The following is a 16,589-nucleotide window of genomic DNA, read 5'->3' as shown; positions in this document are numbered from 1 at the left end:
AGTTTACTTTTTTTATCTCAAATCTTATTAATTGAGAACCAGCCTTAATATTCATTTCTAAAGCAATTTTATCTAAATTTTCTCCTGATCATCACCTTTTTAAGGCTTTCTTTTTTAAATCTTAACTATACTTTCTAGGCATATTTTCCTTTCTAATATAAAAACCAGTTGTATACGCAACTGGTCTACTTAGCTTCCTTTTTTCTTAGTTACTATAATCTTATTTTCATATTTTTTAAATATAAATCTAGGTTCACTAGAACTTTCATTTAAGTTTAATAAAATAGATTCATGTATATGAAATTCATCATTCTCTTTAAAAATAATGTTAAATCTTAATATATTCTCAACCATTCTTCTTCTTTGTCAATTATAATATAAATTCTCTTAATTATGCTTTTTTGTAAATACTTAAGTCTGCCTATATCACTTTTTTTAATAATTCTATAACCATATAAAAAACTAGCTAATTATGTCCAGTCATAATCTTTTTTTATGAAATCAATCTTACTGTTTAAATTATCAAATTTAATGTGACTACTTTTATACTCTCATTTATTAATATTGCTTAAGATTTTTAATATTATATTACTAGCTTGATCATTGGCAGAAAACTGTTGAATTACACCATCATTAATTAATTCTTGACAATGCTCTTCGCTAATAACTAATTGTTTTTCATTTTCAGGTTTTATTACATATAAATTACTTCTAAAATAATTTACAATAATATCTCCATATAAATCTTCATTTGCTGAATCAATATGTAAAACATACTTCTCAAAATTTTTTATATTATAATAATCACTTAATTTACAAATAGAATACATATGTTTAATTGATTCTTCGATAAATAATATTGTTTTATGATTATCTACACAACTAATGATTACTAACTTATTTATATCTTCAAAATTTTTTATTTTACCTGATGAGTTAATTATTTTAAACAACAACAAATTACTATTTAAAAATTTATTGATACTATATCAATTTTTAAACTGACTTACATTATTAATTTTTTTTTATAAAGATTCTGCTTTGTACAAACCAACATCATGCATTTAAAAAGGTTGTATTACAATATTTTTAAACTCAACTTTATCTCCATCGATTAAAAATAAATTATAATTACTATTTAAGAACTTTGCTAATTAACCTGATAATAAACCACCCGTTCCACCAACACCAATTAAATAAATACTTTTGTTCATGTTATTTTCCTTTCAGTTTTTTCCCTGCGGAAAATTAAAATATTTCCTTATTAAAATTAATAAGTTCTGCTTTTTCACTATCTCTTTTATCATCACCGTCTAATCGAATTTCTAAATCAACAATACCTTTTATTCTCGATATTATTTTTTTAGAAGTTTGATTGTCTAAACTTTTTAAATAATATTTTTCTAACTCATCAATGCTATAGATTAAAGTGATGATAGTTATAAAATTATTTTGTAATCTTGTTGTTTCATATCTTAACTCAAATAATTTATATATGTAGGGTGCTGTTGAAAAATGTATAAATTCAGCTCCTAAATCATCAAAAATTAAAACTTCTTTACTTTTTAAAGTTTCAGATGGTGTTTGATTGATATTTTCAAAACTTCCAAATTTTCACGATAATTGATAATTAGCAATTCATTTTTGTATATTAATTATTTTTTTATTTGCTTTATTTATTTTTAAGTATAAATATTTAACAAGTTCTGTTTTACCTACTCCAAATATTCCATACAAATAAATACCTTTAATTTTCTTATTTTTTCCATTATTAATTAATTCAATATAAGGTTTAAAATTTAAATAACTTAAATCATGATCAATATTAATTTTTGTTTAATCGTATTAATTAATTTCCTTATCAGTTTTTATTTCTTTTACAAAATTTCTATAAGCTTCAGATTTTTCATTATTAAGATCCTCAAAATGATTTACTATATCTTCTCCTTTTATTAGGTTAACTTTTTTACTGCTAAAATCATATATAATCTCTTGATAATAATGATCTTGATTTGTTTTATAATTTTTAATATTTACTTCAATCCCAAATCAGCCATCAAATTTACTAATCAAATAATAAGATTTATAAAATCATATTGTTCCATTCAAATTTCATGGTGATTGAATAGCAAACGCTGTTTTATTTGGATTTCAACCTTTAAACCAATGATTTAATAACCATATTTTTTTGTTCATGTTATTTTCTCTTTCCATAATTGTTTAGTTTAATAAGTTTTCAAAGAACACTAGTTATAATCTTAGATTATAATCTTAGATTAAAAAATAATTATGTAGATAAAAGTGTATTAAAATAAAAATAATTAACTAACAAAATAATTAATAATTGAATAAATTCTAGATAACAATCATAGATTATAATCATATATTATAATCATAGATTAAGTTATCTTTACTCATTTTTACATTATAAAAACAAACTAGAAACTTTAATAATTTATTTATTATGAAGTTTTTAAATTTATGTCATGACTTGATATTAAGAAAATAAAGCGGTTATATATTTATTAATGAAATATTTTATTAATCTAAAATCAATAAATTTATTTATTCGCTATTATTTCGCGATAGTTACTCACCCTCTTAATCTTTAATAACCAAAATAAAAACTGCTTTATTAATAGCAGTTTTTTATATAAATGGTTTTATTTAAATCCCCTAATTATTTCTCTCGCCCAAATTAAAAACGCCGGGTTGTTACGGCGTTAATATTTATTAAACTTAAATTTTATTATATTAGTTTATTATCTTTAATAATTTTTTTGCGTACTTTTATTAACTTAATGGTAAAAAAATTAATGCTTCTAATGTCGAATTCTTATTATTATAGTAATAAATATATTTGGAATTAGTAGATTCAGTTTTTTGGGACTTAATTTGTAAAGTATCAAGCACAAAGGTTTTATTTAAATTGAAAGTAATATCATTATAGTATGTGGATTTGCGTTCTATATTAAATCTTTTTTTTAAAACTTCATTATCTGAAGCTTTTATTAGTATATTTGAGTAAACTTTTCTAAAATAATCAGACAATTTATCTCATATAGTAGGATGATTAATTTTAAACTTATTAGTTTCATAAATTAAATTGTTATTTTCATCTGATTTTAGGTAAAAATCTGCATCATTGGATCCGTTGAAGTTTTTTATTATATTGTCTAAATCTAAATAAAAAGTTCCAATTATGTAATTAATCTGAAGTATTTTAACAAATACATCAACTTTATTTCCATTTTCATCTATAGCAAAAGTATTATAAGTAAAAAAACTCACATTTTTTTCTCCATTACCATTGTTATTAACAAATAAGTTTGAAGGTACTATTTTCCTTGTATCTTTTTTTAAATTCATTTCATTAATGTAATCATCCAATATTAAACTATCTAATGAAGACATGTTTAATGATATGGCACTCATTAATTCAATATCATAAGGTTTTTCTTCACTAGGCATTTGAAGTATTGAAGAATCTGTAAAGTAAGAGTTAATTTTATTAACTTCAATATTATTTTTTCACATATTATCTGAAAAACTAAATTTATATTTGTCAGAAACTAAATTCAATTTATTTTCATTTATATTATAAATTTTTAAAGTTCCTAACTGTCCTGAAACGTCCTCATTATTTCAATTTAATTTTGTAACTGGGTTTTTCTCTTCATGCATATCGCTGGGATTATCTGAACAAGATATAGTAACAAAACTTTGAAAAACCAACATAAAAGACACTACATAATATAATATTTTTTTCATTTTTCTCCTTTATTTTTAACAATTCTATTTTACCATTATTATAAATATTCTATTTTTATTATAGCATTGATTGATAAATTTCTTCGGTCAAATCATCGATGTTTGTATATTCATTTATAAAGCAATTTTATCTAAATTTTCTCATGACCAATACCTTTTTAAGGCTTTCTTTTTTAAATCTTCACTATACTTTCTAGGCATATTTTCCTTTCTAATATAAAAACCAGTTGTATATACAACTGGTCTACTTAGCTTCCTTTTTTCTAAAATATATTACAGTATATTAATAAAAAATTAATTAATTATACATAAAATAAAAAAACCAAGTACGACCATGGTATAGAAATGGTCTACTTAGGTTTTTTAAAAGAGTGTTAATTAGTAACCTTATATTTTAATTTAATATATACAATTATTATAATTAAATTCAAAATTATAATATTGGTGAAAGTAATCTATTTTATAAAAGGTTTATATTATTATATTATGGTTAGATAATTAATTTTTTTTAACTATTTTGTAAAAATAGTTTATTAAAGAAATTGAGTTATCAAATGAGAATTTATTAAATTAAATTTTTAGGTTATTATAAGGATAAAATTTTTATTATCTTATACTCTTTAACTGAGTTTTAAACAATTTGTATTTTTTATTTTATTATGACTAATAACTATTATTATTTTATTTTTTGATAAATCATTTAAAATATCATATGCCACTTCTTTTGATTCCTTGTCAAAAGCACTATCAAATTCATCAAGTAATAGCACTTCTCTGTCTTGTAAAATTACTCTAATAAATAATATTTTTTGTAACTCTCCTTTTGATAATCAAATACTTTCATTGTCAATTATAGTATCTAATTTATTATCAAGTTGCATTAACTTGTTATATAAGTTAAATCTTTTTAATAAATTGGTCAACATATCATTATTTAAAATACTTACTCCATATGTCAGGTTATCAAAAATTGATTTATCAAATAAATTTAAATTTTGACCAATATAACTAATGCTCAAGTTATTTTCGATAGTTTTAGAATCCGTTGAATTAAAATTAATTAAACCTTCATAACTCAGTTCTAATCTAGCTATACAATTTAATAAGACTGATTTACCAATACCATTTTTTCCGGTAATATAATTTATTTTGTTTTTTTCAAATGAGTAATTAATATCTTTTAGTACGCATTTCTCATCTATGATAATTGAAAAATTCATTAGACTTATTGAATTAATTAACTCATTAAATGATAATTTATTTAAAAATAGACTAAAATCATCATTATTTAATTTATATAATTTTAAATTTCTAATATTTCGGATTAGTTGCATCAAAGGCATACACATCATACCAATAGATATAAAAAAGACAGGTAAGTATATTGCAATCTTTGAACTATCTGAAGAAAATACAAAACCAATACCTATTATTAATGCACTCATTGCTAAAGGACATAAGAAAGTTAATAAGCTATTAATTAAATTATTAAATATTTCAATAATTGATATTTTTTTATTTTTATTTTTATTGTTGGTTATTAATAGATCTTTTTCTCTTTGAATCGATGAGCTTATTTTTATTTCATCTATATTTACACATAGATTTACATAGTCTTTGTCAAGATTCTTAACTATTGATTTATGCTTAAATACATATTTATTCTTTAAAACTCAAATAATCAAACACAGTACTAATACAATTAAAAAGCAAGACATAACTATGAAGTATAACATAAAGTTTTTTAAACATAGCACAATTGATAAACCTACAAAAATAAAAGCAACTTGACCAAGAATTAATGGAATTTTTTTTCAATAATCTTCAACTTGACCAAGTGTATCAATTAATTTATTTTTATAATTATCTTTAGATAGTTTTCCAGTTAATTTATTATCAATATATAGTTTTTTCAAGTATATATATTTATACTCGTTTCTTTTATAAACACCTAACTTTTTTGATAATGAAAATGATAAAAATAAGAATATGAAATTAAATACCATTATAACTATTGTGATTCAAATTCAATCATTTCAATACATTTTATATTTAAATAAATATGTGTAGACACTAAAACCATCAAAATAAACATGAGGATAAAAATCTCATAGATAATATTGTGTGGCTTCATCATTCAACCCAACAGTTTTAGCTAATCTGACATAAAACTTTGAGAGTAAAAGAGAAATTATTTGTTCACTAATTAATACTTGTACAATTATTAATATTGTTGAAAAAAATATAGTTAATTGTAATAAAACTATTAAATAATTACTTTTAAAGATTTTCATATCAAATAACACCCCATGTTTTTTGTAAAAATGATATTTTATTATGTTATATACGTGAATTAAAAAAATACTTTATAAGTATTTTTTATTCTTGAGTTGTGACGTTTAGAATCATCCCACCATTATAAGACAATGATTTATCTGCTTTACCATAATTATAACTTCCTGAATATAGGACATATTGCACTACATTATCAATGGTTTTTTCTTCTACTAAAAATAAATGTTTAAAAATTGAATTTACAAATGGCTCGATTTTATCTTCAGACACTTCATCTATTTTAAATAACTTACTTATAAATGTTTTAGCGTCTACTTTATTAAAGAATAAATTTGCAAATGCATAAACTTGTTGAATAGTTTTGAAATTAAAATCATATCCTTCAAATCCTTCAGTTTTATTTTCTTTAATATAATTTTGAGCAATGGTAGCAACATATTCATAATTAAAACCTAAATAATAGTAATATTTTCCACTAATTACATCATCAACAGGTTCATCCTTATTTTCACTTGGTTTTGAATACTGTTTAATAATTTTTGATATTATAGCTTCTGACGTTTTATCTTCCTGTATTTCAGATTTTTTTAGAGTAATATCTTTACTTATACCATCTAATGAAGTAATATCTTTATCAATCTCACCAACTTCTTTACTTGATGTTCCATCTCCACATGAAATAACACTTGAAGCTGATACTGAACCAATACTAATAGCTCCTAACAATCCTAATATTTTTTTCATTATATACCTTTACTTTTCTAACATAGTTTATCTTACCATAAAATAATATCTTTAAACTTAAAAGTTTATAAACTTTTAAATAAGCTGTTAATAATATAAATTATTTCAAAAATATAATTCAAAGATGAATAATTATATAAAAGTAATTATTTTAGACACAATAATAAAATAAATTGAACATAAATATATATCTTTCAATTATATTAAATAATATTAAAACAATATAAAACACTTTTGTCTATAGAAGACATACAAAATGATAAATTAAATAATATTAACTATAATCATAATTATTTATTAATAAAACTATTGGTAAAAAATTAAAGTTAAAAAAGAATAAAGTGCTAAAGATTAAATTATAACTTTTAAAGATAAGTATTTTGGCATTAGAATGTATGAATAAAAAAAAAAAAAATTAATAAAAATTAATTTTTATTAATTAATATGAAAGAAAATAAATAAGTAAATTTTACAATAAATAAAAACAATTAAATTGAGAAATTATTACTTTTATTTACTAATTAAACTTTAAATAATAATTAACTCAATATCCTTATCTTAAAAAATAAGATCCAACTAAAGTTAGAAAATAAAATTTATTTCTACTATTAAAATATTAGATTTTATAAATTAATCTAATTTTTTATAAAATGTGTAACTGATGTAAATTATTTAAAATGATATTTAATTGATGAATTGCATTTCATTTTAAAAATATTTTTTTATATATAAATTACTCTGTATTCAAATGAACTAACTAGATCTATTTTCCCTCAATTCAATTATGTTTTAGTTTAATAAGAATTAAAATTACTTAATTTCACCCCTCTTTTTTACTAACTCAAATAACATTTCAACACCGTTAATATCATTATGATTAAAAAACTGTGAAACACCTTTATCCAAAGATTTAATTTGTTCTTTATCTTCATTAGATAGACTAAAATCAAATATAGAAATATTCTCTTTCATTCTTTCAATATTAATACTTTTTGTGATAAATGGAATATCTTTTTCATATAATCATCTTAAAACAACTTGTGCTACAGATTTGTTATGTTTGTTTGCAATTTCTTTTAATATTAAGTTATTAAATATATCATTTTTTCCCTCAGCAAATGGAGCTCATGCCATTGGTTTAACTCCATATTTCATGTTATTTTCTATTGTTTTTTCTCTTTGAAAAAATGGATTTATTTCAATTTGATTAATAGCTGGAATAAAATCACTATCATTAAATAAGCATAAATCAGCCAGTTTATCATCATAAAAATTTGATATACCAATTGATTTTATATGACCTAACTCTTTTAATTTTAAAAGTGCGGACAATGCTTCTCTATAATACCCAAAAGGTTGATGAACTAAAACTAAATCTACATAATTTGTTTTCAATTTTTTTAAAGAATTATAAAATGACTCAGTTGTCTTATTGGAATTATAATTAGTCACTCATATTTTTGTAGTTAAAAAAATTTCCTCTCTTGCAACATTTGTTTTTTCTAGTGCATTACCTATTGCTTCTTCATTGAAATAACTTTGTGCAGTATCAATTGCACGATATCCTACTTCCAATGCATTTAATACAGCTTTTTCACATAATTCTAAATCTGTTATTTGATAAGTACCAAAAGATATAAGTGGCATTTCATTACCATCATTTAATTTTATTTTTTTCATAGTTTTCCTCCTAATTACATAATTGTAATTAATTATATAATAAATCATTAGAGTTACTCTAAGTCAATATATATTAACTAAAAGTTTTATTTTATATGATATATTTTTAATAGGTGATTTTATGAATAAAAAGTATTATATAAACAATTTAGCAAAAATGTATTCTATTTCTGAACATACACTCAGATATTATGATAAAAAAAATATTTTAACTTGTTTCAAGAGAGATACTAATGGATATCGTTATATAGAAGAAAATGATCTTAGATTTATAGAACTTGTGATTTGTCTTAAAAAGACTAATTTAAGTCTAAAAAATATTCAAAGATATTTGCAACTTATAGAGCAAGGTGAAACTACAATGAAAGAGAGATTTCAAATAATAGATAAACAATTAAAAATAGCAATAAAAATGCGAAAAGATATTGATGAACAGATCAATTTTTTGAAAAATAAAATTGAAATTTTTAAAAAACTTTTAATTTAGTACAAAAATGTATTGCATTAGAGTTACTTTAATGTTTTACCATTATATTAAAGTTAAAATATTTTGACTTTAATATAAGGAGGTATCTTTGAAAAAAATTTCAAAATGAGTATTTAGTGTGGCACTAGTTTCTAATTTATCAATTGGTGCTGTCAGCTGTTCAACACCTGATATAAATAACGAAATAAACAATAACACTAACGAAAATACAAAATCAAAAACAATTGTAGTATATTTTTCTTGGTCAAATGGCACTGAGAATATGGCAAATTATATTGCTAACAAACTTGGTGTAAAAACCTTTAAAATAGAAAGAGAATTACCATACTCTTCAAATTATTCAGAATTATCAGAAGACGCAAAAAATGAAGCGGTAAATAATTTAAGACCAAAAATGAAGGAATACCCAGATTATATAAACAATTATGAATATATATTGTTAGGTTTTCCTATATGGTGGCATGTTGCACCTATGATAATTGGTTCTTTTTTGGAGCATTATAACTTAGATAATAAACATATTTTTCCATTTATTAGATCTTCTGCTTATTTAAGCGAACATTTAAATAGAGCATTAAACTATTTAAAAGATAATTCATCAAAAGATGCTATTATAGAAAAAGAAGTTTATTCAAGTAGTAGAAACGATGTAGATAAATGACTTGTAAATACATATTTAGATAAACTTAAAACTACAGAATAGTTCTTTACTTTTAATTATTAATTTTAAAAGTTTTTTTATAGAAAAATATAAAATAAATTTCTTAATTAAATTGAATTTAAAAAATGCTTTCTCCATACAAATTTTTTATGGAGTTTTTTTTATTTCGAATAGATCTATCGCAAATATAAAAACCAGTATAATCAAAAATTAATAAAAAGTTATTTGAATGAAATAAATAATTTGATTTAAATTAATAAATGTACTAAATCATTATTGTACCGATAACAAATTTACATGAAACATTATTAGGTAAGTTACTCTTCTTACATATATATATTTTTTATATTTGCACCACATAAACTTTTAAAGTCTATTTATATAAAGTCTGTATTTGTAATATTAAATTATAAAAGGTTAACTTTCTTTTATTGCAAAAATAAGTTCCTATAACATAATTTATCATTAGGTCTATTATAAAGTTTTTTATTAACAGTTTTAGAATAATATTAGTTATTTTAATAAACTAATATATATTTTTTGATTTAATCTTTATAAAATTTACATCAGTAATAAATATTTGATTTATTATATGTGCATTGAATTTTATATTTTATAAATTACTATGTCTTTATGAATCTAATATATAATATTCAATGGTTCTATCTCCTAAATATTTTTAAGTTATTATTTTTCATATAAATGATTATTTAATGGTCTTAAAATATAATTATAATAATTGATCCTTACTTTTATGCTTAGTTCTTCAATTCTTTGAACATTTTAAATGACCAAATTTTGAAAAAAATAAAATATTTACAACTAATTTAAAATTGAATTTTTTTCAATAAAAAATAGTAAAGTCATTTTGTTAAGTCCTCTTTGTAAAAAGTTTATAATCCATTCTAATTTTTAGAAATTTATTAATAGTTTCTTTTGTTTTATACAATTAAATTATACAAATTAGTATTGATTATATTCTTGTTTCTATTTTAAATCTCAATTGTACTTGTGTTAACATCATATATTAATACAGAACTTGCTGTAATTACTTTTGTATTATTAATTATCATAGATTATCTTTTTTAGTCAAAGCTTGATATAAAAATAACAATAATAAATAAGAATCTATATAAAAAAAACACTTTATTAATTTTAAATTTATTTTAGGTATTGTATAAAATATTTTTATTAATAATCTGTTATGATTTAAAATTTATGTCAATATAAGACAATCTTTAATGATAATTACATTAATTATAAAGTACTGAATATAACAAATATTGAGCTACACTATCAATGATATTTTCTTATGCTAAAAATAAATTTACCAAAATATAAATCTGTTAATAGTTTTATATTAAACCATAGCCTACAGATTCTTAATTTTATATAACCTCAAGCAATTATAACAACTGCATCGTAATTAAAACCTAAATATTTTTAATATTTTCATTAATATCATCATCGATGTAATGTGGTTATCTTCGCTTAAATTTAAATACTATTAATAATTTAAAATATAGCTCCTATCCTTTTAATTTCGTAGATTTAATGTTTTTTATATTAAAATCTTTGCTTATACCATATAATGAAGTTGTATCTTTATAACCTCAACAAATTCTTACCTTAACTTTAAGTTTCATCTACACATTAAATAACATTTGTGACTGATAAAATAATTCTAATAGGTTTTACAATCAAAATATATTCTTCATTTATGTACCTCTACTTTTCTAAGAAGATTTATTTTACTATAAAATTTATTGATTTAACATTAGTAGATAAAATTTTACATTAATATAGATAATTGAAACTATGTCAAAAGTAAAATCTACCTTGTGGAAAATATATGAAAAAATAGTTTAGACATATTGAAACAAATAAAATTTAAAGTAATTAGATAACTATAAAATACACAAATAATTTTAAACATCATTCAAACCAAGGTAATCAAGAAAATTTATACATCAAAATCATGAGTAATTTAGAAACGTTAGTCTTGACTTTTAATTAAATAACAATGATAAAAATTATACAAAAATAAAAGAACTGAATATATAGTTAAAACTATATAAGGATAAAAATTTACTTCAGTATTTTAATTTGTGATAAAATTGTTGGAAAATTAGAGCAAATTTTCATTAAAATATATACTAATATATCTTTAAAACTTGTATAAAAATAAAGATAGAAATTAAGTTAATATAAATTACTTAGATTTAATGAATAACGTTTTGAATATTAATTTACATGTTATAACTAAATTAAAATATCTACACATTATTGAAAAAAAACAAAATTTAGATGCTTTTTTTTAGAGTTATGCTTTAAATAATAAATGAATAAAGTAGTTTATAAAAAAATAACACATTATGATTAACAAATCTGTAAAAAGCAGGTTATTTAGTAGGCAAGAAACTACATAAAATATTATAAAATATGCATTATATTAATTAAAATGTATCAGTCAATTAAATTATATTTAACTAAAAACTAATAAAGAGTTTTATGGTTATTCACAATCTTATGCTAGATTAAAGTTTAATAAAAATTTTTTAACTATTGAAATAAAAAACTTATATACTGCGAATAAAATAGTAATAAAAAACACCTTGGCAAGCATAAAATAATATTACAAAAGTAATTAAATAAACAAACTAAAATAATTTTTTATATAAATATATATATTAAAATTTTGAAAAAAGTAAGTAATAATTAATTTTTATCCTATTAAATTTTATAAATAATATATTAAAAATTTACATTAGATTAATATATTATTTCTTAATACATATCATCAAGAGTTTTAAAAAATTTACAATCATAAATTTTGATAATAAAATTTATTTGTTAACTTCATATTAAAAAATAAAATTTAAAATCTAAACAAATGTTATAATTACAAAAATTAAATAGGACATATTATTATTAAATTGGTAATTTTTTTATTACATAATGTGAATTAAAATCATAATTTCTGATGATGAAACTGGTATGATTGTATTTTTTTTTTTTTTTCTTTTGAACAAGAATAAATATTTGAACTACTAGAAACCAATAAACCCATTAACCCTGAAGCAAGTAATATTTTTTTAACATAATATCCTCCCCTTTGCTTTATAGTGATCTTTTATAAAAAAGTGCGTATGCTGTGTTAGCGTTATTTGCATAACGTATAATTCAAATAAATATAAACCAATCAAATCTTTATTATCAAAATCGAAAGTTTCAATATTAATTGTTGATGAATCATTTTGATCATACTCTTTAACAATTATGCGAGAATCATGATCATATCCCAAAGTTTCAAAGCTAACGTTTTCTAAATCTTTATAATTTAGAACTTTAATTTTAAGTTTAACTTTATATTTTTTAGTTTACTTGTTATAAATCATATCTTTATCAGAAATATTATACAAATACATATCTAGTAAAATATCTTGAACAGCTTTGTTTTTTTGTATTTTAATAACCTTACTTTCAGTGTTTAATTCATCTATTTTATAATTATCACTATATTCATCACCATCATCTACTTTTATAATATCTGTTAATGTTACTTTTAAATTGTAAAAGTTTTCGCTATCTTCTAAAAAACTATATTGTACATAATAACCTTTTTGATTAGGGATTCAGTTTTTATCAAATGTATAAGCTCTTTTGCCAGAATAAAAATTATAGACTTTTTCCTCTATATCTTCATGATTTTTAAATAATGTATATCTTGCTATTAAATAATTTTTTAATTTTAGAAATTCTTCTGGTTTACTATAAATATTTTGTTCTGTATTAAAAATCATGCCATTCCCTTTACATGAAACTGGCATCATACAAGAAGTTTGTATCATAGCTATAATTGATAAAGATACTAACATTTTTTTCATAAATTAACGACCTATTTTAAACACTTTCATTCATTGTTTTTAATTATTTATTTACTTAAAATAAATATATTAATAATTTATATTAACTATACTTTAAGTATAATATATTTTAAAAAAAAACTACACATTTTTTGTGTAGACTTTATTTTTTGCAACTTTAATTATCTTGCTTTTTTGAACTATTATATACATTATATCAGAAGTTTTGAAGCATCATTTTTTTTATTTCATCCATATAATTAATAATATTGTAATTCTTATGAACTTCTGTTTTTGTCATTTGATCTAAAACATATGCATTATTGCGAATGTAATATAAATATAACTTTATTAATTCTTGGTTATTTAAATCACCATTGATTTTTTTAAGATAATTATTTTGAACTAGAACTAACATTTTTTTAACAATTTTATTTTGAATTATGTCCAAGTATTTATCTATTGATATCAAGTCATATTCTTTTGCTAATTCTAAATTATTAGTAATTAAACTATCTATTTCTTGATCTTTTGTGTATATGATATTTTTTGTGTAATTTTTATTAAATTTTATATATAAGATTATCAATACTATAATTGAAGATATGTATATAACTAAAATTGTTATTAAATAATAAATATAGTCACTTTCATAAAACTGATAAATAAAAATAAATCCAATAAAACCTAATGTGTTTAACAATGCGAATATATAAAATGAGCAATATACAACTTTATTTTCCTTTTTGAAAAACACAGGAGTAATACCAAAATGTTTTTTAATATTTCAATATTTTCTTTGATATATTAAAAATGCTATTATATAACATCAAACTCCTGAAAATAAACTAGTTGTAGATGGTAATGCAATATATAACCAGAACATGATAACCTCCTCAAAATTCATTTTAATTTATTTTTACTATATCATATTAGATAAAAATAGAGGGCTATTATTTTTTTATATTAGTAAATTTATTTAGTCATCAATATTTCTTATCAATAAATTAATTAAATTTGTTCTTGGATTTTGATAATCACTCGTTACTTGTTGGACAAAAGTTTCACGATTACCACTCTTGAATGAACGCTTATTTTACGAGATTTACTAAGCGATTCTCTTCTATTAACATCTATTTTTTAAGCTTTATTAAAAACTGCTTTTTTTTAATAAAAAATCATTTATTAGTTATGCTACAAAACCTAAAGGATGTTTTCTAATCTATCAACTAAAGAAAGCTCTTAATTATAGGCATTAATTTACTAGCTTGCCTAAAAAAATTTTTAAAGCTATTTTTTCTCATTCTTTTTACTAGAAAAAAAATAAATTTCCACTAGTTTTTGATTTTTATTCCTTACTTGTAGCAATTTATTTAACTTTAACTTTAGTTTTTTTAAGTTTAGCTTGGTTAATTTATTTTACAGTGTAGTCAATATTTTATAAATTTTTTTCGAGATATGATGAAAATATATCCTTCTAAAAATTAAATATTAATTCAAATTCTTCATTACAGATTCTTATTGATTATTATTTGTACCAATAAATAAAAAATAATTAAAAATCTATCATAAGTTAATTTAAATGTTTTCTTTAAATTAACTTAATTATTTTTTTTACATTGAGATTACATAAAAATTTGAAAATTTTTTTAATATTAGTTTTTTTATCAACAATAACAGTAACTGATCTTGAATTATTTTCTGATTTTACTGGTATAAAATTTTTTTTAATTTAAAAGATATATTAAATACATCTCTTGACTTTATAAATTATTTAATTCCTGACTTAATAATACTTCATAACCACTTAGCTCACTAATGTCATGATATCTAAACTAACCATAAGATATTGTAAGTAAACTACTTAAAGCAATTATTCAACATGAAGATAGTAACTTATTAATCACTTTAAAACAAACATTTTTTATATGCAAATTTAGCTAAAAAATCTATTTTACAAATTTATTAAAAAAATCTTTCTAAATTATTCGCCCCATTTTCTATTAGGACTAATTTCTCATTCACCTTCCATGTATTTAGAAGAAGGTAGCGCTTTTATCTTTATTTTATTTAGTTTTTTCATATTCGAATTATTTGGATCGTATATTAACTCTATTTTATAGTCAACATCTCTTTCAACTGTGTATACATTTTTTATAAATGTTTTTTCAACTGTTTTTATTAAATCGTCTTCATACTTTTTAAAATCTTCTTCTGTATTATTTGGCTTGTTAAAATAAAATATTTGACTCAAATTCAAATCTATTTTATTTGTAAATTTATTCTCACTATTTAAAGAAATATTTATAGATTTAAAATTAACATCAACACTACCAGAAATAAATTCTGAATCTTTATTTGCTGTAATTTTTGATTTAGTATTTTTTTCAATCAAAAGGTTTTCGCTATTTAAACCTTCATATCCTTCAAAATAAAAGTCATTATTATATTGAATAACACTCGATAAAATATTGACGCGATATAAATCTACTATATCGCTTACCATTTTTTTATAATAAACAATTTTATGTCCAGCTTCTAAAATAATAGACTTATTTAAACTAATAGATGCTTTTTTAGTTTTAAATCTAAATTGATTTTTTATTGCTTGAAAATTCTTATATACTTTAGGAATTAATTCAATCGTTTTATTGGCTTTAAAAATAAGATTATGCAAGTTCTTTTTACTACCAAATTCACTTAAATAAACAACATCATCTTTTGAGTAACTAAAACTAAACAAATCTTCTCATTTACTTTGAAACAAATAAGTTCTGTCTATATTTTTATTGTTAGTATAAACGTAGTTTTTAATTCTATCAAATATTTTATCTCCTGCATTTTGTAATGATTCTCCAGCATAAAAATCATCTCACTGAAGGTAATTCAAATCAATTTCAGGTAATTCATTTGGTTCTTCTGTTCTTTTTGGAGCATTTGTTGGTTTACAACTAACAACCATACTAGCGGGATAAACTAAAAAATTTATACTTAATAATAATTTTAAAAAATGTCTCATTCTTTCTCTCTTTTCATATTTATTATAACTTATTAAAAACATTTATAGATTTTAAATTAAAAAATG

At 20.4% G+C, this 16,589-nt stretch carries 13 protein-coding genes; 2 read left to right on the top strand and 11 right to left on the bottom strand.

The features are described 5' to 3' along the window. Positions 1-189: 189 nt before the first annotated feature. The 8 genes from SHELI_RS06015 to SHELI_RS02345 form a co-directional block, all read right to left on the bottom strand. On the bottom strand, positions 190-354 hold the full coding sequence (locus SHELI_RS06015) for a hypothetical protein (RefSeq protein ID WP_157087572.1): 165 nt from the start codon (positions 352-354) through the stop codon (positions 190-192). 116 nt (positions 355-470) lie between these two features. Beyond that, positions 471-953 (bottom strand): hypothetical protein, encoded by a 483-nt coding sequence (locus tag SHELI_RS02375; protein WP_069116325.1) that lies wholly within the window; start codon positions 951-953, stop codon positions 471-473. Positions 954-1,248: 295 nt separating this feature from the next. Then, a complete protein-coding gene (locus tag SHELI_RS02370; protein ID WP_069116323.1) occupies positions 1,249-1,737 on the bottom strand; it encodes a hypothetical protein in 489 nt (162 codons plus the stop codon). Between the two features lie 108 nt (positions 1,738-1,845). After that, positions 1,846-2,196 carry a hypothetical protein gene (locus SHELI_RS02365; protein WP_069116321.1) on the bottom strand — a complete coding sequence of 117 codons (351 nt, stop codon included), beginning with the start codon at positions 2,194-2,196 and terminating at the stop codon, positions 1,846-1,848. A gap of 597 nt (positions 2,197-2,793) precedes the next feature. Then, positions 2,794-3,771, bottom strand: coding sequence for a hypothetical protein (locus tag SHELI_RS02360; protein WP_069116319.1), 978 nt, complete (start codon positions 3,769-3,771; stop codon positions 2,794-2,796). 620 nt (positions 3,772-4,391) lie between these two features. Then, the gene (locus SHELI_RS02355) at positions 4,392-6,065 is read right to left on the bottom strand and encodes an ATP-binding cassette domain-containing protein (protein ID WP_069116317.1); all 1,674 of its coding nucleotides are present in this window, start codon (positions 6,063-6,065) and stop codon (positions 4,392-4,394) included. Between the two features lie 85 nt (positions 6,066-6,150). Then, positions 6,151-6,810 (bottom strand): hypothetical protein, encoded by a 660-nt coding sequence (locus SHELI_RS02350; protein ID WP_069116315.1) that lies wholly within the window; start codon positions 6,808-6,810, stop codon positions 6,151-6,153. An 810-nt stretch (positions 6,811-7,620) separates the two neighbouring features. Next, the gene (locus SHELI_RS02345) at positions 7,621-8,490 is read right to left on the bottom strand and encodes an aldo/keto reductase (RefSeq protein WP_069116313.1); all 870 of its coding nucleotides are present in this window, start codon (positions 8,488-8,490) and stop codon (positions 7,621-7,623) included. Positions 8,491-8,611: 121 nt separating this feature from the next. Between SHELI_RS02345 and SHELI_RS02340 the strand changes: the two genes are divergently transcribed. Together SHELI_RS02340 and SHELI_RS02335 are read left to right on the top strand one after the other, a co-directional pair. Further along, the gene (locus SHELI_RS02340; protein WP_069116311.1) at positions 8,612-8,977 is read left to right on the top strand and encodes a MerR family transcriptional regulator; all 366 of its coding nucleotides are present in this window, start codon (positions 8,612-8,614) and stop codon (positions 8,975-8,977) included. An 88-nt stretch (positions 8,978-9,065) separates the two neighbouring features. Then, positions 9,066-9,680, top strand: coding sequence for a flavodoxin (locus tag SHELI_RS02335; RefSeq protein WP_069116309.1), 615 nt, complete (start codon positions 9,066-9,068; stop codon positions 9,678-9,680). Positions 9,681-13,018: 3,338 nt separating this feature from the next. Here the strand turns inward: SHELI_RS02335 and SHELI_RS02330 are convergent. The 3 genes from SHELI_RS02330 to SHELI_RS02320 all read right to left on the bottom strand — a co-directional run bounded on the left by SHELI_RS02330 (position 13,019) and on the right by SHELI_RS02320 (position 16,523). Continuing rightward, entirely contained in the window at positions 13,019-13,525 is a 507-nt protein-coding gene (locus SHELI_RS02330; protein WP_069116308.1) for a hypothetical protein, read from the bottom strand. Positions 13,526-13,682: 157 nt separating this feature from the next. Further along, positions 13,683-14,390, bottom strand: coding sequence for a hypothetical protein (locus SHELI_RS02325; protein ID WP_069116307.1), 708 nt, complete (start codon positions 14,388-14,390; stop codon positions 13,683-13,685). Between the two features lie 1,098 nt (positions 14,391-15,488). Next, complete coding sequence (locus tag SHELI_RS02320; RefSeq protein WP_069116306.1) at positions 15,489-16,523, bottom strand: hypothetical protein; 1,035 nt, start codon at positions 16,521-16,523, stop codon at positions 15,489-15,491. Positions 16,524-16,589 lie beyond the last annotated feature (66 nt).

Source organism: Spiroplasma helicoides (assembly GCF_001715535.1).
Lineage (GTDB): Bacteria > Bacillota_I > Bacilli_A > Mycoplasmatales > Mycoplasmataceae > Spiroplasma_A > Spiroplasma_A helicoides.
Note: the sequence above shows the minus strand (reverse complement) of the source record. Positions and strands in the feature narration are given on the sequence as shown.